At 65.9% G+C, this 16,464-nt stretch carries 23 protein-coding genes; 13 read left to right on the forward strand and 10 right to left on the reverse strand.

Annotated elements, in window-relative coordinates:
* The 6 genes from ACFFF7_RS08445 to ACFFF7_RS08470 form a co-directional block, all read right to left on the reverse strand.
* Positions 1 to 191 (reverse strand): hypothetical protein (locus ACFFF7_RS08445; protein WP_379480949.1); only part of this gene is annotated, 191 nt, incomplete at its 3' end.
* 3 nt (positions 192 to 194) lie between these two features.
* On the reverse strand, positions 195 to 1,199 hold the full coding sequence (locus ACFFF7_RS08450) for an efflux RND transporter periplasmic adaptor subunit (protein WP_169494878.1): 1,005 nt from the start codon (positions 1,197 to 1,199) through the stop codon (positions 195 to 197).
* Complete coding sequence (locus tag ACFFF7_RS08455; RefSeq protein ID WP_169494879.1) at positions 1,196 to 2,593, reverse strand: TolC family protein; 1,398 nt, start codon at positions 2,591 to 2,593, stop codon at positions 1,196 to 1,198. The genes ACFFF7_RS08450 and ACFFF7_RS08455 overlap by 4 nt, the downstream gene beginning before the upstream one ends.
* Positions 2,590 to 3,936 (reverse strand): sensor histidine kinase, encoded by a 1,347-nt coding sequence (locus ACFFF7_RS08460; protein ID WP_379480950.1) that lies wholly within the window; start codon positions 3,934 to 3,936, stop codon positions 2,590 to 2,592. Before ACFFF7_RS08460 ends, ACFFF7_RS08455 begins: the two co-directional genes overlap by 4 nt.
* Entirely contained in the window at positions 3,933 to 4,607 is a 675-nt protein-coding gene (locus ACFFF7_RS08465; RefSeq protein ID WP_169494881.1) for a response regulator transcription factor, read from the reverse strand. Before ACFFF7_RS08465 ends, ACFFF7_RS08460 begins: the two co-directional genes overlap by 4 nt.
* Positions 4,608 to 4,618: 11 nt before the next feature.
* Positions 4,619 to 4,900 carry a PepSY domain-containing protein gene (locus tag ACFFF7_RS08470; protein ID WP_292960362.1) on the reverse strand — a complete coding sequence of 94 codons (282 nt, stop codon included), beginning with the start codon at positions 4,898 to 4,900 and terminating at the stop codon, positions 4,619 to 4,621.
* Positions 4,901 to 5,418: 518 nt separating this feature from the next.
* On the opposite strand from ACFFF7_RS08470, the gene ACFFF7_RS08475 reads away from it, so the two are divergent.
* Together ACFFF7_RS08475 and ACFFF7_RS08480 are read left to right on the forward strand one after the other, a co-directional pair.
* Positions 5,419 to 5,937: a DUF736 domain-containing protein gene (locus tag ACFFF7_RS08475; RefSeq protein ID WP_379480951.1), complete on the forward strand. Its 519-nt coding sequence runs from the start codon at positions 5,419 to 5,421 to the stop codon at positions 5,935 to 5,937.
* A 162-nt stretch (positions 5,938 to 6,099) separates the two neighbouring features.
* Positions 6,100 to 6,456 carry a hypothetical protein gene (locus ACFFF7_RS08480; RefSeq protein WP_379480952.1) on the forward strand — a complete coding sequence of 119 codons (357 nt, stop codon included), beginning with the start codon at positions 6,100 to 6,102 and terminating at the stop codon, positions 6,454 to 6,456.
* Between the two features lie 11 nt (positions 6,457 to 6,467).
* On the opposite strand, the gene ACFFF7_RS08485 is transcribed toward ACFFF7_RS08480, so the two are convergent.
* Together ACFFF7_RS08485 and ACFFF7_RS08490 are read right to left on the reverse strand one after the other, a co-directional pair.
* Positions 6,468 to 6,659 carry a DUF6771 family protein gene (locus ACFFF7_RS08485; protein WP_379480953.1) on the reverse strand — a complete coding sequence of 64 codons (192 nt, stop codon included), beginning with the start codon at positions 6,657 to 6,659 and terminating at the stop codon, positions 6,468 to 6,470.
* Positions 6,660 to 7,143: 484 nt separating this feature from the next.
* The gene (locus tag ACFFF7_RS08490; RefSeq protein WP_379480954.1) at positions 7,144 to 8,172 is read right to left on the reverse strand and encodes an IS110 family RNA-guided transposase; all 1,029 of its coding nucleotides are present in this window, start codon (positions 8,170 to 8,172) and stop codon (positions 7,144 to 7,146) included.
* A 76-nt stretch (positions 8,173 to 8,248) separates the two neighbouring features.
* On the opposite strand from ACFFF7_RS08490, the gene ACFFF7_RS08495 reads away from it, so the two are divergent.
* The 6 genes from ACFFF7_RS08495 to ACFFF7_RS08520 all read left to right on the forward strand — a co-directional run bounded on the left by ACFFF7_RS08495 (position 8,249) and on the right by ACFFF7_RS08520 (position 11,333).
* Positions 8,249 to 8,851 (forward strand): SOS response-associated peptidase, encoded by a 603-nt coding sequence (locus ACFFF7_RS08495; protein WP_379480955.1) that lies wholly within the window; start codon positions 8,249 to 8,251, stop codon positions 8,849 to 8,851.
* 52 nt (positions 8,852 to 8,903) lie between these two features.
* A complete protein-coding gene (locus tag ACFFF7_RS08500) occupies positions 8,904 to 9,368 on the forward strand; it encodes a hypothetical protein (RefSeq protein ID WP_379480956.1) in 465 nt (154 codons plus the stop codon).
* Positions 9,355 to 9,696: a hypothetical protein gene (locus ACFFF7_RS08505; RefSeq protein WP_379480957.1), complete on the forward strand. Its 342-nt coding sequence runs from the start codon at positions 9,355 to 9,357 to the stop codon at positions 9,694 to 9,696. Before ACFFF7_RS08500 ends, ACFFF7_RS08505 begins: the two co-directional genes overlap by 14 nt.
* Positions 9,693 to 10,184 carry a hypothetical protein gene (locus tag ACFFF7_RS08510; RefSeq protein ID WP_379480958.1) on the forward strand — a complete coding sequence of 164 codons (492 nt, stop codon included), beginning with the start codon at positions 9,693 to 9,695 and terminating at the stop codon, positions 10,182 to 10,184. The genes ACFFF7_RS08505 and ACFFF7_RS08510 overlap by 4 nt, the downstream gene beginning before the upstream one ends.
* Before the next feature lie 45 nt (positions 10,185 to 10,229).
* A complete protein-coding gene (locus tag ACFFF7_RS08515; RefSeq protein WP_379480959.1) occupies positions 10,230 to 10,742 on the forward strand; it encodes a hypothetical protein in 513 nt (170 codons plus the stop codon).
* Positions 10,743 to 10,829: 87 nt separating this feature from the next.
* Positions 10,830 to 11,333: a hypothetical protein gene (locus tag ACFFF7_RS08520; RefSeq protein WP_379480960.1), complete on the forward strand. Its 504-nt coding sequence runs from the start codon at positions 10,830 to 10,832 to the stop codon at positions 11,331 to 11,333.
* A gap of 6 nt (positions 11,334 to 11,339) precedes the next feature.
* Here ACFFF7_RS08520 and ACFFF7_RS08525 read toward each other — a convergent pair whose 3' ends face one another.
* On the reverse strand, positions 11,340 to 12,572 hold the full coding sequence (locus tag ACFFF7_RS08525) for a DUF1173 domain-containing protein (protein WP_379480961.1): 1,233 nt from the start codon (positions 12,570 to 12,572) through the stop codon (positions 11,340 to 11,342).
* A 222-nt stretch (positions 12,573 to 12,794) separates the two neighbouring features.
* Here ACFFF7_RS08525 and ACFFF7_RS08530 point away from each other — a divergent pair, with 222 nt between their 5' ends.
* Entirely contained in the window at positions 12,795 to 13,484 is a 690-nt protein-coding gene (locus tag ACFFF7_RS08530; protein ID WP_379480962.1) for a pentapeptide repeat-containing protein, read from the forward strand.
* 22 nt (positions 13,485 to 13,506) lie between these two features.
* Here the strand turns inward: ACFFF7_RS08530 and ACFFF7_RS08535 are convergent, their stop codons facing one another.
* Positions 13,507 to 13,695, reverse strand: coding sequence for a hypothetical protein (locus tag ACFFF7_RS08535; protein WP_193829183.1), 189 nt, complete (start codon positions 13,693 to 13,695; stop codon positions 13,507 to 13,509).
* A 314-nt stretch (positions 13,696 to 14,009) separates the two neighbouring features.
* Here ACFFF7_RS08535 and ACFFF7_RS08540 point away from each other — a divergent pair, with 314 nt between their 5' ends.
* The 4 genes from ACFFF7_RS08540 to ACFFF7_RS08555 all read left to right on the forward strand — a co-directional run bounded on the left by ACFFF7_RS08540 (position 14,010) and on the right by ACFFF7_RS08555 (position 16,453).
* Positions 14,010 to 14,354 (forward strand): thermonuclease family protein, encoded by a 345-nt coding sequence (locus ACFFF7_RS08540; protein ID WP_379480963.1) that lies wholly within the window; start codon positions 14,010 to 14,012, stop codon positions 14,352 to 14,354.
* Positions 14,355 to 14,832: 478 nt separating this feature from the next.
* Positions 14,833 to 15,168 (forward strand): single-stranded DNA-binding protein, encoded by a 336-nt coding sequence (locus ACFFF7_RS08545; RefSeq protein WP_006949404.1) that lies wholly within the window; start codon positions 14,833 to 14,835, stop codon positions 15,166 to 15,168.
* A gap of 334 nt (positions 15,169 to 15,502) precedes the next feature.
* Complete coding sequence (locus ACFFF7_RS08550) at positions 15,503 to 16,003, forward strand: Ros/MucR family transcriptional regulator (protein WP_379480964.1); 501 nt, start codon at positions 15,503 to 15,505, stop codon at positions 16,001 to 16,003.
* Between the two features lie 87 nt (positions 16,004 to 16,090).
* Positions 16,091 to 16,453 (forward strand): antitoxin Xre/MbcA/ParS toxin-binding domain-containing protein, encoded by a 363-nt coding sequence (locus ACFFF7_RS08555; RefSeq protein ID WP_006949410.1) that lies wholly within the window; start codon positions 16,091 to 16,093, stop codon positions 16,451 to 16,453.
* Positions 16,454 to 16,464: the final 11 nt, after the last annotated feature.

A 16,464-nucleotide genomic window follows, 5' to 3' on the forward strand; every position in this document is an offset into this window, starting at 1 on the left:
AGTGCCTCGACTTGCTCGGCTACAAGCCCCGGAGCTTCGGTCTGGACCGTGACCTGGGCCGGAACGAACTCGGGAAACACATCGTAGCGCGCACGATCGACTACGCTGATGCCGTAGATCGCGAAGATCGCGGCGGCGACGATGACCATGCGCGCATTGGCGATGCACCAGCGAATCAGCCTGGCCAGCATCGCTTAGTCTCCCTCGGCTTCGGCAACAGCACCGCCGGCATCGAGCGCCAGCAATCCGGTCGCGCCCGAGACGGCGATGACATCGCCGGCCTTGAGTCCGCCCCGGACGATCCACCCTTGCGGTGTGCTCTGCGGATCGTCGAGCGCGATCCGCTCGAACGCCTTGCCATTCTGGCGGAACACCCACATCCGGCCCTGGAAGCGGACTATGGCTTCGCGGGGAACAAGCATGCCCGAACTGGCGACGCCGGTTGCGGCGCGCGCAGGCAATATCCGCCCCGCCTGCGCCTGCCGGGCCAGCGGCCCGCGAACGATGGCGAGTACACCGGCGCTTTGCAGTCGGGCGTCGGCAGTGGCCGCTGCACCCAATACGCGCACTGTCAGGGCTGACCCTGGTTCGCCTATCTCGACCACAGTTCCTGGCGCCAACATTGCCCCCGGAATGTCGATCCGGACGAGCGCGGCGTGGCCTGCGGCGATCTCACTAACAAGCTGGCGGATGGCACCCGGCCCGAGCCGCGACAGCCCGGAGCCAAATTCCAGCCCGACGCGTTGCTCGGCGAGCCGGGTGCGGGCGGCATCCGCCAGCGCCAGCGCACGGGCGGCTTCGACCGATCGCCGCGATGCGCTCACGTCCTGACGGTAAAGTGCTTCGAGGCGTGAGGCCTCCGCCTGCGATGCTGCAGCCGCCGCGCGCGCGGCATCGGCCTCGGCGACGATGGCCGCAAGCGGTCCGACATCGAGGCCGCGCGCGAACCCGTCCGTCATCTGACTGGCAACAGTTGTAGTAACCGCCGCAGTCTTGACGCCCAGTCTTGCGAGCGCGGCCGGGTCGGTCACCGGCTCATTCTTCGCCGGTGCGGCATTTTTGTCCGTTGGGGCATCGGCATCCTCCGCACTCGCCGTTTGCACTGCATCGGAATGCCTGATCGCCCCCGCGCCGTACAGGCCGAGCGCCATGGCCGCCGCACCCATTCCCGCCCATGCCGCTGATCGCCATCGGCTCATTGTTCACCCCTTCCAATCATCAGTTCCGGTCCCGACAGCGGGCGACGCAGAGCGTCTTCTAGTGCCAGGTCGGCGGTAAGCGCGCGGGCCAGCGCATCGAGTTCGAGAAGCCGCGTCGTCAGTCGGCCTGCCTGGGCGGCGCCCCAGTCGGCCCGATCGAGCGATCCCGCCGCCAGTTCGCGGTCGGCTTGAGCCGCCAGACGCGCGGCGATTGGCAGGTCCAGCCTCCTGAATTCATCGAGCGCGCGCTGGGCCGCGTCTGCTTCGCCAAGGGCGCCATCGACTGCGCCAATTGCCGCTGCATAATCGGCCTCCAGCTTCGCTGCGGCTTCGCTGCGGCGGGCGGTGGCCGCGGCGATGGCCTTGCGATTGAGGTCGAATGGCGGCAGCGACAGGCCGAGGTTGAACGGGATCTTCACCAGCCCGCGTTCCCAGGTGAACCCCGGTCCCACCGTGATTGCGGGATACTGTTTTGCCACTTCGCCGCGCAGGTCGAGTTCTGCCTGGTCATAGGCGACCATCGACTTGAGCAGATCGGCCCGCGCCAAAAGAGCTATTCTGCGCTCGTCCGCGCTGACGCGCGTGACATCCTGCGGTGCCTCGAACCCGTCCCACGCAAACGCCGCTCCGGCCAGCGCAGCGGGCGATACACCGATGGCGTTGGCGATCTCCACCAATCCCGCCTCGCGGCGCGCATCGGCATCGGCATGGCGATGACGCGCGTCGGCGAGATCGGCCCTGACCCTCTCGAGTTCCGCGCGCGAAGCCTCGCCTGCGTTGACGCGGCGTTCCATCGCTGCGAAGCGGCGTTCCTGTATGGCGACAAGCTCGCTGGCGGCGACATTCTGGCGGTCGGCCACGAAGAGCTGGGCAAGACCCCGGACCAGGGTCATGCGCGCCGACCAGACAGTCTCGGCCAGATCATAGCGAGCGGTGACCACGGCAAGTTCGGCGCTGCCGATCCGCACCGCGCGCGCGCCGCCGATGTCGAGCGGAATCTCGCTCGATGCTCCGAGTAGCCAGGGCGAGGGATCGGGTGCGGCCCCGGCATATTCCGTGGTGAGGGTCAGCTTGGGGCCGGGTGCCTGCTTCGCGCTGCGCGCGGCGGCAACGGCGCTCAGCACATGCTGCCGCGCCGCCGCTATTGCCGGATTGGTGTCGAACATGGCGGCGTAGAGCATCGCCCGATCAAGCCGCGACGGGTTGCATTCGGCCTTGGGAGCCAGTCTCCGGCAAGTGGTGGCGGCTTGCCCAAGGTCGAGCGTGCGGCGCTCCCTTTGTGCGGCGATGGCAGAAAGATCGACCGGACGCGGGGCATAGTGTGTGCAGGCGCTCGCGCCCAGAACAAGCGACAGACAAATTGACCCCAGACATATCGGTCGAAGGATTTTCACGCCGGTGCTCCCGGAAAGCGCAGTTCGACCACTAGCCCGGGACTGGCGTCGCGAAGCACCAGCTCGGCGCGGTGGATATCGGCGATTGCCCGCACCAGACTGAGGCCGAGGCCGTGTCCTGGTGTCGAGCGCGCGCCCTCCAGTCGCACAAACCTGTCCTGGACCCGGATTCGGTCGCCTTCGGCAATGCCTGAACCGTTGTCGCGAACCATGACGACTGCTTTGTCGCCATCGCGCCGGGCGCTCAATTCGACGGTCGATCCGTCGGGGGTATGACGCAGCGCATTTTCGATCAGATTGATCACGGCTTGGGCAATCAATTCACGGTCACCCTCGACCGCGATGCCGTCTTCGACGGCGAGGCGCAGGCTATGATTGCGATCCTCCGCCAGCGGCAGGTGCGATTCGCCGATGTCGGCTACCAGACCCGAAAGATCGACTTGCGAGAAAGCGCGATGAAGTCCGCCTTCCTCCAGCTCGGAAATGCGCAGGATCGCGTCGAACAGCGTCAGCACGTCGTCGGTCTGCTCGACCGCGCGGTCGAGCGAGCCAGCCCGGTCGCATTCGTTGCCGGTCTGCCGCATTGCTTCAAGCTGGTTGCGCAGCCGCGCCAGCGGCGTGCGCAGATCGTGCGCCAAGTCGCCGGTCACTTGCCGCAGATTGGCAATCAGGCTGGCAATTCGGTCGAGCATAGCGTTGAGCGAAGCCGCGACGCGGTCGAATTCGTCGTCCGCCTCGCCGACTCTTGCACGTTGGCCAAGGTCGCCGCTGGTGATCGCAACGGCGGTTGCTTCGATCCCGTGCAACCTGCGCCTCAGATAGGCGGCGAGCACGAAGGCTCCCAATATCCCGAAAGCCAGCAGGGCCACAAAAGCCAGGCTGAACATGCCAAGGATGGTCCGGTCGATTGCTTCGAGCGATTCCAGATCGGCGGCAACCACCATGCGGTATCCGCCAGGCAGGACATCGACCTTGGCCCACGCCGGATCGGTTCCCTCGACGGGATCGACAAATACGATCTTGCGCCATCCTGGCTCCGGCATGGCAGTTACGAGGTTGCCTGCGATCCGCCGGCCACCAGGCGCGAACAGCGCCGTTCCCAGCGATATCGGCCCGGGTCCGCGTTGCTGCGAGATTGCTTCGATCACCCCCTTCAATCCATCGCCGCGATATTCGACCAGCAGCGCGGCGGAAGCCTGCTCGATGTTGGCGTCGATCTGGCGCGAAAAGGCAGCGTGGGTTGCGAAGATCACCGCGGCGCCCAGCACGAAGGTTGCCACAGCATAGACAAGAAAGCCGACCAGCGCGATGCGGTTCGCGGCGCTGCGTGGCAACAACCTCATGCCGCGCGCAGCCGGTAGCCGACGCCGCGCACCGTCTCGATGGCGTCGGGAAGATGGCCTTCGTTGAGCTTGGCGCGCAGCCGGCTCATGTGGGTTTCCACGATCTTGGTCTGCGGATCGAAGTGAAAATCCCACACCCGCTCGAGCAGCATCGTCCTGGTGACGAACTCCCCAGCGTGCCGCAGGAGCTCTTCGAGCAATCGAAATTCGCGCGGCTGGAGAAGAACCGCTTTGCCCTCGCGCCGGACCTCGCGCGCGAGCAGGTCCATTTCTATGCCGCCTGCCGCCAACTTCGTCGCGGCTGCCGCTGGCGCGGTGCGGCGCCCGAGCGCCTGGATGCGGGCGGCCAGCTCACTGAATGCAAAGGGCTTGATCAGATAGTCGTCAGCACCGGCTTCAAGGCCATCCACGCGATCCTCGATGCGGCCAAGCGCGGTCAGCATCAGCACCGGCGCCGCGACACCCCCGGCTCGCAAGCGCTTGAGGATAGATAGACCGTCAAGAACGGGCATCATCCTGTCGAGCACGATCACGTCGACCGCCTCGGTCACTGCAAGATGAAGCGCATCCTCCCCGTTTTCGGCGGAGATGACATTGTGCCCCAGTTCGCCGAGCCCGCGCTCGACGAAGTGCCGGGTGTCATCGTCGTCTTCAGCCAGCAGGATGCGCATCGTCCCGTCGTTCAATCCCTGGCGTTCAGCGGTTCGAACTTGTTCTCGACGATCCTGCCGGTGACAGAATCGACGCCGATTTCGTGGATCCGCTGGCCCTGCCGGATGTCGAACGAATAGCGCATCCCCCCGCCTTCGCGCTCGCGTTCGGCCTTTTCGATGTGGCCGGGCGCAGCTCTGAGCGCGATGGCGCGGGCCTGCACCATTGTGATGCCGACCGGTTTTGCCTGGCCGATTTGCGGCGCGAGAAGCGTTGCGATGGCGAGCGAAAGTATCATGGCAGTATTCTTCACGGGCCTTACTCCTATGCGTGCGTCAAGCACGCTCAAGGCGATAGCCCACCATAGCTCACGTCACGGTTCGCTTGGGGATACAATTTCCCAACCTAGACGAAGAAGACTGCAATCGTGCCCAGACCTTTCATCTCCGGCCACATGCATAGTTCAAGCCCGATCGACCACGATCCCAAAAGGCTGCAATTGGCTGAACATCTGCGGACGAAATTTGCAACACGCGTTTGGGCGAACGGAATGGTCCGTCGTTCAACCGCGACGATGCGCGAAAAAAAGCGTCTCAACGCCAAAGTTGAACGAACGACTACTTGTCGAGATGCTGGTTTCGAAAGGAGCCGTTCAGGAGTGTCCCCAACCTCGGTCGTTCGAAACCTTCTGAAAGGATGGCTTGAGCGGTCCTGGATACCTCTGCGGGCAATGCCCGCAGCTTCGGCCTGACGGCCGGGAGGGAAGGGGGGTGGGAAGAGAGTGATCGAACAAGGGGTTCGGTCGCAATCGATCCACCTAGGAGAACGTCCATGAACATCGGTGAAATCCGCAAGAACGCCAACGGCCAGCTGATCGGCTCTGTCGAAACGCTTACCATCACCCGCACCATCGGCCTGCGGCCGGTGACCTCCAGCAACCCCCGCGCGCCCCGCTACGAGATCGTCGCGCTCAACGACCAGCGCCGCTGGGTGATCGTCGGCGCGCTCTTCGAACTCTCCTCGAACTCGACCGGCGAGAGCTTCTACCAGGGCAAGATCGACGATCCGTCGATGGCGCAGCCGCTCTACATCGCCGCTTTCCCGCGCGAGGATGGCACCATGGCGGTGGCCTGGCAGCGTCCGCGCCGCCGCAACAGCCAGCTCGGTTCGGCCGAATACGGCGAGAGCGACATGTTCCCGGCTGACGATGCCGGCGGCGACCGCAGCGAGGAACAGGCCGGTGACGGCCTGGGCGACAGCACCGCGACCCCGCCCGCCAAGCGCGGCCGGGCGGGCGCCAAGGACGGCGCCGAACACGACGGCGCGCTGCCGCCGCTCGTCGACGCCTGATCGGCAAGTCCAACTCCAACCGGCGGGGACCCCAAGCGGGTCCCCGTCCTCGTGCAAAGGCCGCGGATGAGCCCCCCCGCGCGGCCTGAGGCGGAACGTCGGCACTGCCCCCCGCCCGGCGTTCCGCCTCTTCATTTGCATGGGGATACCCGGAGACCAGACATGCTGACCGACAGTGAACGCTTCGCCTTCATCACCCGGCGCCACCACGCCTTTGCCAGCACCGGTAATGCCTACGATGCGGTCCAGTGCGACGAGGCCATCAATACCGGAGACACGCTAGTCGTGCTCGCCGAAGACGTGATTGGCGTGGCCATGACCTGGCCGTTTGCGGTGACGCAGGCGCACGGGAATCTCCATGCGCTGTCCGCACCGCGAGCAGGCGAGACGCTCGCAGATCTCGCCCGCTCGCTCCACGTCAGCGCTGCCGACTTCGAACACGCCGCCGAAATCGCCCGGCGTTTCGGATTTCCGCTCGATCCGCAGATCGAGGCGCTGCTCGCCCGCCCGGCGGGCTGAGCTGGTGCGCTTCAGAGCGGCAGGGTGGATTGCTCAGAAGGCGATGAACTTGCCGGCGCATCGACCGCATCGGCAATCACGCGCGCGAGTTCGAACGCGGCATCCTCGCGCAGGCAGGAGCTTGGGGCCGTGATCCCGACCCGCGCCCAGCCCGGGGCGTCCAGGATCGCATAAGCGACAGCAGACGTATCGATTCGTTCCATGTGGGCATGAGAACATAGGAAGAACATATTTGCAAGGTGGCTGGTGCCGCCGCTCGTCCCGATTGACAAGGCAGGGCGGTCCGCCGAGCATCAAGGCATGTGCAACTTGTTGTCTGATTGCGATCAGTTGTCCGTCGGAGCAGCCCGAGCCGAACGCTGCCATCTACCGACGTGCTTGAGCACTCAAGTTGCAGCGCAGTCGTTTCGGATCCGCTCGACTGTCGAGCAGACACTGGTCACTGTAGCGTGATGTTCAAACCATAGCCATCTCCCACTTGGCATTCGGTCATCGTTTTTGACGTCCCCGTCAGGTTCGCTCTTGTCTACGAGGTCGGCGCAAGACCGCCTCAAGATGATGGTCCGAAGATCGAGGGCTGCTATCTACCAACGGGCTTTCGCACAAAGGTTGCAGCGCAGTCTCCTCGACCTCGTCCTCCCGGGGGCATCACCGCCCAAGGGCGGATTCAGATAACCTGCGATTGAGTTAGGCGGCTTCCTGACTCCAATGGAATTCGCTGCCGTCGGCCCAGATCCGATGCATCAGGATAGCCAGCTTACGCGCGACTGCGACCACAGCGCGGCGCTGACCACGACGCTTCGCAACCTGCATTCCCCAAGCTTTGAGCTTACACCAGCGTTGGCTGCGCGTGAGCAGCGCCAATGCGGCCTGATAAAGCACCGTTCTCATGCCGCTGTCGCCGATTTTCGAGATCCTGCCATTTCGGTCGACCTCACCAGAAGCATATTTTCTTGGGGTCAGACCGAGATGAGCGCCCACATCGCGAGATCGATGAAAGCGGTCAGGATCGTCGATCGTTACCGCGAACATGATGGCGGTAACCGCTCCAACACCCGGAACCGTCATCAGGCGGCGACACGTTTCATCGCATCGCACTGCTTGCAGCAGCATCCGGTGGAGCACCGTATATTGCTCTCGCAGAGCTGCCCACGCTGCCAGCATTGGGCGGATCATTGCCTCCAGCCGGGGCATAGAAGCGACCAGCTCAAGAGCCCTTTGCTCGAACGTATGAGTGGTAATGCGGCCGGACAACTTCACTCCAAATACGCGCAACGTCCCGCGTATTTCGTTCTCAATGTCGATGGCCTTTGTCAGGAGTGTCCGCCGGTTGGTCAGAAGCATTCGGAGCTCCTGGCTGACCTCGCTTTTGACGTGCACGACGGAATACCAGCCAATGCGGATCACCTGGGCGATCGAGCGGGCATCATTCCGGTCGGTTTTGACCGGCATTGTCTTGGTCAATCCACGTAGCTTTCTCGGGTCGATGCAGACAGCATGAACGCCACGCACCCGGAGCTCCCCATAAAGCCAGCGGGAAAGACCACCGATCTCAAGGCCGGCCCTCTCAATGGGCACATCCAGCGATGCCAACCACGAGCAGATGTCGTCCGGCTCGGAAGGCACTGCGCCTTCCTTGAGGATCACCCCGTTTTCATCGACGACGCAGATTGCCGTTTCGTTCAGCGACACATCCAGACCAGCATAATGGTTCATAACCCTTCTCCTGCTCTTCGTTCACAGAGGAAGGCTGCTCCGACGGACAACTGATCGCAATCACCCCATCTACCGCATGACCAAGGCCCCTGCGGAAATCGCCCGGTTGTTCGGTGCGCGCTGCGCCTCTGGCGCGAACTTCGCGGCCGAAGTCTACCCCGGCTATCCCGGCCTTGTCGTCGCCGAGGGCGAGACGCGGGGCATGACCTGGGGTTTCCCGCTTGTCCTCAAAGGCAAGAACGGACAGCCACTCAAGCCCAAGCCCGTCAACAATGCGCGCGAGGACAAGCTCGGCACTGCATTCTGGCGTCCGAGCTTCGAGCGACGGCGCTGCCTGATCCCCGTCACCGCCTGGGCCGAGGCCGAGGGCATCAAGGGCCAGATGACCCGGACCTGGTACTCGCTGGCGGGCGCAGATGTCTTCGCGGTCGCAGGCCTGTGGCGCCCGACCGAGGAGTGGGGCGCGGCCTATTCGATGGTCATGGTCGACGGCTGCCCGCAGATGGCCGAGGTACACGACCGCATGCCCGTCGTTTTGCGCCAAGAGAACTGGGAGCAATGGCTCGCGGGCACGCCCGCCGAAGCCTTCGCGCTCTGCCAGACCTGTTCCAGTGAACTCGCCGTCGATCGCACAGCCGAACGCTGGGGGACAGGGAGGTCCGCGGCGACGCCAGGCTGAGGGGAGGGGGGCTTCGCCGGTCGGATCTGACCCAAGCGAAAGGACCTAGCCCATGGGCGACCGAGCCCCCGTCCACATCACCATCGGCGGCGCACTGCCGCGCGAACATCTCGAAGCCTTTGCCGCACATGCGGCGGGCTATGACCTGCGCACCGAGTGGGACGGCGAACCCTTCGATCCCGCGGTGCTCCCGGAAGACGAGCCGCTTGAGCTTTACGGCACGGAGCTCAATGGCGGGCAGATCCCCGAGATCGACGCCTTTTGCGCCGAACACGGTCTGCCGTTCCGCCGCTGGTCCGGCGGCTGCCTTGGCGCCTACCTCCCCGAAATCATCCTGTTCGATGGGCAAGGCCCGATGCGCGACTACACGGCAAGCGAGGACGAATACGTCCTCTTCCCGCCGTCGTGGATCAACAGCTTCACGCGGCTGCGCGAGCTCAAGCGCGAGATGGCCCGGGCCGAGCTGACCATCCCGGCCTTCGTGGTGACCGAAGGTGCGAGCGATGACCACAACTGACGCAGCCCTGCTGGCCGCCTCGCGCGAGGCAGTGCTCGCCTGCTTCCCGCTGTCGCGGGTGAGCGAGGCCTTCTTCGATGACATGCTCGGCGTCCTGCCGCCGGCGCACATCGCGGGCGTGCCGGGTTTCTTCTTCACCGAGGCGGTGAGCGAAGACATTCACGCCCAATTCGTCCATGCGGGCGGCCGCTTCTACGGCGGCTATGTGGGGCTCAAGGATCGCACGGGCCTTATTACCCATGCGCGCATCGCGGCCTTCGATGCCGCCCATCCGGACGCGGTGGAACTCGCCTGGTATCCCGACGCCTGCGAGGAGGCCGCGCGATGAGTCGGCACCGGATCCTCGAACTCGGTGCCGGTCCCGCCGATGAGTCCTGCGCCCAGCTCGGGCAATGCGCGGACTTCGCCGAGGCCAACACCCTCGAACTGCTCGCCTACAAGGCCGCGATCATTGCCCTCAACGGCGAACCGCCGCTGCCGCTGGGCTTTACCCTGGTCGCCAATGCCCATGATTTCGGGATATACCGGACCTTGTGGCTGGTCTCGGCGGAACTGCCCTTGCCCGAAGACGCACAGGCCTGGCTCGACGACCTCGTGGAACCCGCCACCTGGATCGCGGCGGGATTTCCGCAGCCGGTAACCTACGAGGGCTCGCGCGCGGTGATGCGCCCATTCCGCGACGTGGTCGCTGCCGCGCTCCAGATCACCCGGCCGGGCGCCGACGGCAGCTTTTTCCCCGCTGAGAACGCGTTGCTCCACCGCAACCTGCTCGCCGCCTACGGTCCTGCCACGGTCGCTGCCGCCGACAGCGGGTAAGGGGAGGGGGCTGGAGCTGGGCGTTCCTAAAGGGAGTCCAAGCCCATGCCTCGCTTCTATGCCGGGATCGGTGCGCGCGTGACGCCGCCCGAGATCCTCAGCCTGATGACCCGCGCCGCCTTCGCGCTCACCAAGCGCGGCTATGTCCTGCGTTCGGGCCACGCAATCGGCGCCGACAGCGCGTTCGAGCGCGGAGCCGGCCGCGATGCGCAGATCTTCCTGCCAGCGGCGGGTTGGCGCGGTTCGGCAAGCGAGTTCCATCCCGATACGCTCGGCGCCGAGCTCTGGGGCAGGGCGCGCGCGATCGCGGAGGCGCACCATCCGGCCTTCGCCGGGCTCTCAGCCTTCGTCCAGGCGCTCCATACCCTGGGCGTGTTCCAGGTCTTGGGGCCCAGCCTCAATAGCCCTGCGGAATTCGTGCTGTGCTGGACCGCCGACGGCGAGGCTTCGGGCGGCACCGGCCAGGCGCTGCGCATTTCCGCCAGTCACGGCGTCCTCGTCTTCAACCTCCAGAGGCCGCGGACACGCGCCCACGTCGAGCGCCACCTCGTCCTCTGATCCGTTCAATTCCGTGTCTTCCGGCCGTTCTATCCCTTGCCAGGACAACGGGACGCGTCGGCGCGCGGCCAAACGAAAGTCCCAACCATGTCCTCGATTACGCTCACGCTCAAACTTGCCTGCACCCGCGAGGAAGCCGCGCGCTTCGCCGCGGTCGAACTGTTCCTCGCCGAAATGGCTGAGAACGCCGAGGCCGAGCCCCCGGCCGAACTCGACGTGGTCTTCGGCGTGAAGCCTCGCGAGACGATCCTCGGCCTTGCCGGCCACCCGCAGCCGCTTGGGATCACCTGCCGGTACGACCGCGAGCGGGGCGTGATGACGCTCGCTGCGTCGGGCGGCAAACCGAACCTCGCCGCGCTCCCGGTGCTGCTGCTCTGGCTCTATCCCGACAAGCTGCCCATCGCCTACTCGGTCCACGTAACCGAACGGCCCGAACTCGCGGTCTGGACGATCGTGGGCCTCAATCGCATCGAGATCACCCAGCACGAGGGCGAAGTCGCGGCGCGGCTCGAGGCCTTGCGGGCGATTGGTGACACGCCCCGGCGTCTCGACCTGCTGCCGACCAAACCGCTGCCCCGATCGGACGACTGAGCCTGCTCAGGCGGCCTGCTGCGCGTCCCAGCTGCGCCGCGGCGGCCGGCTGACGCGGGCCGGGAGCGGCTCGCCTTCCTTCCACAGCAGATGCGCGACGCCTTGCCCGGCGAGCAGCGCTTCCAGCGGTTCCGCCACCTCGTTGTCGCGGTCATGGATGTGGATCGCGCAGGCTTCCTCGCCGGTGTCCTTGAGCACCAGGCTGGCGATCGGCGTGTCGGTGTCGAGATTGACGCGCAGGCCCTTCACGAACCGCCGCTTCTCCGCGACCGCCTTGCCGACAAGGTAGCGCTCGTCGCTGGTCTCGTAGGGCAGCCATTCTCCCGTTACCGGCATCAGCGCGACCTCGATGAGGTCGAAGGTGCCCTCGCGCCGCCGTGCGAACGAGCCGGCGAGAACCAGATGGCCGCTCTTGCCGCTCGGCCCACCCTGCGCCTGCCACAGCGCGAGTTCGCCCGCGAACCGCTTGTGGAACCGCCGCGCCATGTCCTGGTCCATCACGAAAGGCATGTCGCCGACATGGCGCAAGACGATTCTTTCCGCGCCGTGCGCGGTCACGATCTCCTTGATCTCGCCCACCACCAACATCATGTCGCCCTGCGAGGCATAGACCCGGGCGAGGGCCGCGCGGCGGCGGGCCCGGATCTCTTCCTTCTCTTCGATCTTGAAGCTCTCGGGCACGAACAGCACGTGGGGCAGGGCTTCCTGCTTGGCCCGGCAGCTTGCCGCTGCCTCGAGCAGCGCGCGGCGCACCACGAACCACGTCCGCTTGCCCGCCATCTTCGGATGCCAATGGGTGAGTTCGGCCCGGTCCCAGAGGACATGGAGCAGCCCCCGCATCGACAGCTTCTGACCCGACGATTTCACCGTCGGCTTGTCGTTGGTGAGCGCCGTAGGCGCGAGCCGGGCCGCCCCGCGCGAGAGCGGAAAGCCGAGCTTCAGGCTGGTCTCGCCGCTCGCCTCATCGTCGAGTACGGCGCTCCCGCGCACCTGGCCCATGCCGGTGAGGTAATCGGGCGCTTCGTAGTGATCGCAGGCGGTCGCATGGCGCGCGCCCGAGCCCGGCCAGCGCGCAAGCACGTAGCCATTCTGGCGGTGCGAGATGTAGAGGGGGAGCTCGGTTCCCTTGCGGCATTCGCATTGGACCGGGCTTTTGCGCTCGTAGGCTTCGCGCAGCAGGAGCTGAAGTTCATCGCCTTCGGCCACGCTGCGGCCGAGCGCACGGTATCGCTGGATCATTGGGGTATCTCCAATTTCTCGCGATCGACGCTGCCCGTTCGACCTCTCGCGCATCTCCTTCGTCTGACGCGGTCCCGGATGGGCACGCTGGACGCAGACTATGATAGCCGCTCGGTCGCCGCAAGCCCGCCGCGCGGGCGATTCGAGCTTGGCGCTGTGCAACCGTGGAGGCCGTCCGCGGTTTGCTGGCGTGGCGGCATATGCCGCGCTACCGGTCCTGTGATGGACGACCTCTTCGCTTCGCAGCCCATCGCAGGCGCCACTCTGGCGCGCAGCGACATCGAGCGCCTGATCGGCAAGGTGCCACGCACACTCATCGACTGCGACCTCGAGCAGGCCGACCTCTCCGGGCTCGATCTCACCCGCTGGCGCTTCGAACGCTGCAACCTGCGGCGCAGCGATCTTGCGGGGGCAAAGCTTGAAGGTACGGTCTGGCAAGGCTGCCGGGGACCGTTCGCCAATTTCTCGGGCGCGAACCTCAGCGAAGCCGAGTTCATCGGCGGCGACTGGAACAATTGCGCGATGCGCCGGGCCACCCTGACCTCGACCCGGTTCACCGGCTCCAAGCTAACCGGCGCCGATTTCACCGAGGCGCGCGCCATGCACATCCACTTCGAGGAAGTGCTGCTGGTCTCGGCGAAGCTGCCCGGCTTCTCGTTCCGCAAGGAAGCCCTGCGCCGGGTCGATCTGTCCGGTGCCGATCTGCGCAAGGGCGATTTTCGCATGACCGTGTTCGAGGACTGTTCCTTGCGCGAGGCGATGGTCGCCGGATCGCGGTTCGAGGGCTCTGACTTGCGCGGCGCCGACCTCGGCGGGCTTCGCCTCGTCGATGCCCGGCTGTTTCGCGGGGCGACAATCTCGCGCGAGCAGGCCGGGCAATTGCTGGGCGAACTGGGGCTCAACGTCCGGTAGCCGCAGGGCGGGACCGCTTGCCTCAGTCCGCGGCGCGCTCGTCCTCGTCCAGTTGTTCGCTTACGCCTTCGGCAAGGCCGAGGCACAGCGCGGCTTCCTCGCGCGTGAGCATGATCTCTTCAGCACCGAACACGGCAAGCTTCGTGCGCAGGACCTGCGCCATTGCGCGCGCCACCTGCAACGCGCTTGGCATTTGCTGTGGTTCAGCCATGGGCCGGGATCCTTTCCCTTGGGCGGCTCTGCCTGCGGCAGCGGGGCCGGACAAGTTGAGCTGGAGGGACGAGCATACCGGTTTTGGTGGTGTTTGGCGAGGTAGAGAGGCAAAGGGGCACCCCGGAGCCCGCGCCCCGCGCGGGCCCCGCGGCGACCCGCTCTACTCGCTAGGGCGGAGCGTCGGCGCTGTCGCACCGCCGCCCACCCAAGCTCGCCGGCATGGATGCCGGCCCTGCGGGTGACGATCGGGGCCAGTGGAGGAAGTGGTGAGGCTGGTTGGCGCGGGCGGGCGAGGGCGCTAGGCTTCGGGCCATGCCGATCGTTCTCGCTGCCGCCGCCCTTTGCATGTCGCCTTCGGTTCACGACGGCGACACGATCCGCTGCGGCCGCGAGCGGGTCCGCATCGCCAACATCGATGCACCTGAATTGCCTGACAGCCCCAAATGCCAGGACCGGCGGCGGTCTTACGCCTGGTGCGACTTCGCCGCGGGCGAAGCCTCGCGGGTTGCACTTGCGCGGCTGCTGTCGCGTGGGCGGGCCATGATCACGCGGATTGGTACCGACCCCTATGGACGGACGCTTGCCACGATCTCGGTGAACGGCGTGGACGCCGGCGACTATCTGGTCGCGCAAGGCCTCGCGAGGCCCTGGCGCTGAGGACCCCTATCGAGGGGGGCGAGCCATGCCCGCCTGCGGGCGCCAGCTTGCGCATCTGACCAAGACCCTTGCCGTAACGCATGGCGCTGGACGGCGAGGGGCCGGGCGCGGCCTCGTGTGACCCCACCTGTTTCTGACCGGCATGGTGCGGGGGCCGAGGAAGGCAATGCCCGCTGCTGAGGGCGCTTAGGTTGGAGCAGGTCCTGCCGAAAGGGCCGAATCTGACGGGTTGGGCCTTTGCGGGGATCCGCTGGGCCTGACCTGACGAAACCGCCCTTCGTTTGCCGATGAACCCTGCAGGGCCAGTCCCTGGCCGCAACCCAAAAGCAGCGGACCGTGAAGCCCTTTGGGCTTGCCGCACCACTCCTCGCTTTTGGGTTCCCCTCACATGACGTTCGGTGCGGGCCCGGGCCTTTGGCCCTGCCTGTGGTGTTCATCGGCGGGCGGTTCCGCCGAGTTCAAGCCACGGAGATACCCCATGAAGAACCTCGTCATCCTGATCGGCCGCATCGCCGCCGCTCCCGAAACCCGCCACGCCGGCGAGACCGCGATCACCTCTTTCACCCTCGTCACCGATCGCCCCAAGCTGGTCGACGGCAAGACGGTCAAGAACGAGGCCGGCTACACCGAAACCCTCGCTGAATTCCACCGCGTCACCGCTTTCAACGGCCTCGGCACCTCGGTCGCCAAGCACAAGAAGAAGGGCGACCTGGTCGAGGTGCAGGGCCGCCTCCACTACTCGAAGTGGACCGACCGCGAAGGCGTCGAACGCTACGCGGTCGAGATCGTCGCCGAGGAAGTCCTCTTCCTCTAAACCCGAGCCCGGGAGGCGGCAGCGCCGCCTCCCATTGGGCCACCGGACCGGCCCCCGATTGCTCATGCAGTCGGTGCACACGAAGGAGGTCGCTGTTGCAAGAAGGCAACGCGCGGCGTTCATTTCGCACTTGCAGCATGAAGGCGCCCGACCCATATGGGGGGTGCCTTTCAGGCATCCTCTCCCAAGACTTTCAAAGGGGCCGGCTCACGCTGGCCCCATTTTTTTGGCCGCGCGGGCTCAAGAACCCGGCCGCGCGCACTTTCGTGCTGGCGTCCGGTTCTTGTCGCCCATAGGGTCCGGCGATCATTTTCCATGCGAGGACTACAGACCGATGGCCGAAGAAGTGTTGCTCGACCACGTTGCCGATATCGTTTCTGCCCATGTCAGCAACAATTCGGTCGCGGCCGCCGACCTGCCGGGCCTGATCCAGGCGGTCTACGCTTCGCTTGCCGCGCTTGGACAGCCGCCGGAACCGGCCGCGGAAGAACTGAAGCCCGCCGTCTCGGTGCGCGCATCGGTCAAGCCCGACGCCGTCACCTGCCTTGAATGCGGCGGGAAGATGAAGATGCTCAAGCGCCATCTCGGCAGCGATCATGGCATGACCCCGGCCGAGTACCGGACGCGCTGGAGCCTGCCCGCCGATTACCCCATGGTCGCGCCTGACTATGCCGCCAAGCGCAAGGAACTCGCGGTCAGGATCGGCCTTGGCCGCAAACCGGGGCAGAGCCCGAACGCCAAGGTTGAAACGGCGCCTGAAGCTGCGCCCAAGGCGCAGCCCAAGGCCGACGCGGCCCCGGCAAAACGTCAGAAACTCGGCGTCGCCTTCAGCTAGCGCCTTGCTGCGGCCCGAGGGCCGACCTTGACATTTCGCGCGTTTCGCCGCATATTATGCCTCAGCTTTAGGCAAATGGTGAGGCATATGGCAAGCGCGGCATTCCTGAGCGAAGTCACCGGCGAGAAGGGCGTCTCGCCCGACCGGCTGTCGGCGGCCTTGCACATCACCAAGTCCGAGCTGGCCCTCGCGGCCGGATTGTCGCGTGATGCGGTCTCCAAGGCTGCCCGCAGCCAAAGCGTGGTCACCCAGGCGCGGCTGCGCGAGGTGAGCGAAATCATCAACCGCGTCATTCCGTGGGCGGGCAGCGAACTGGCTGCCTATGCCTGGTACCGCTCGCAGCCGCTGCCTTCGTTCGGTGACGCCACGGCCGAAGAACTCGTCCGCCAGGGCCTCGGCGAGAAGGTCCGTGCCTATCTCGGCCGGATCGCCGCCGGCGGGTTTGCCTGATCGTCAGGCAA

It is taken from the genome of Novosphingobium aquiterrae, from assembly GCF_042434435.1.
GTDB lineage: Bacteria > Pseudomonadota > Alphaproteobacteria > Sphingomonadales > Sphingomonadaceae > Novosphingobium > Novosphingobium aquiterrae.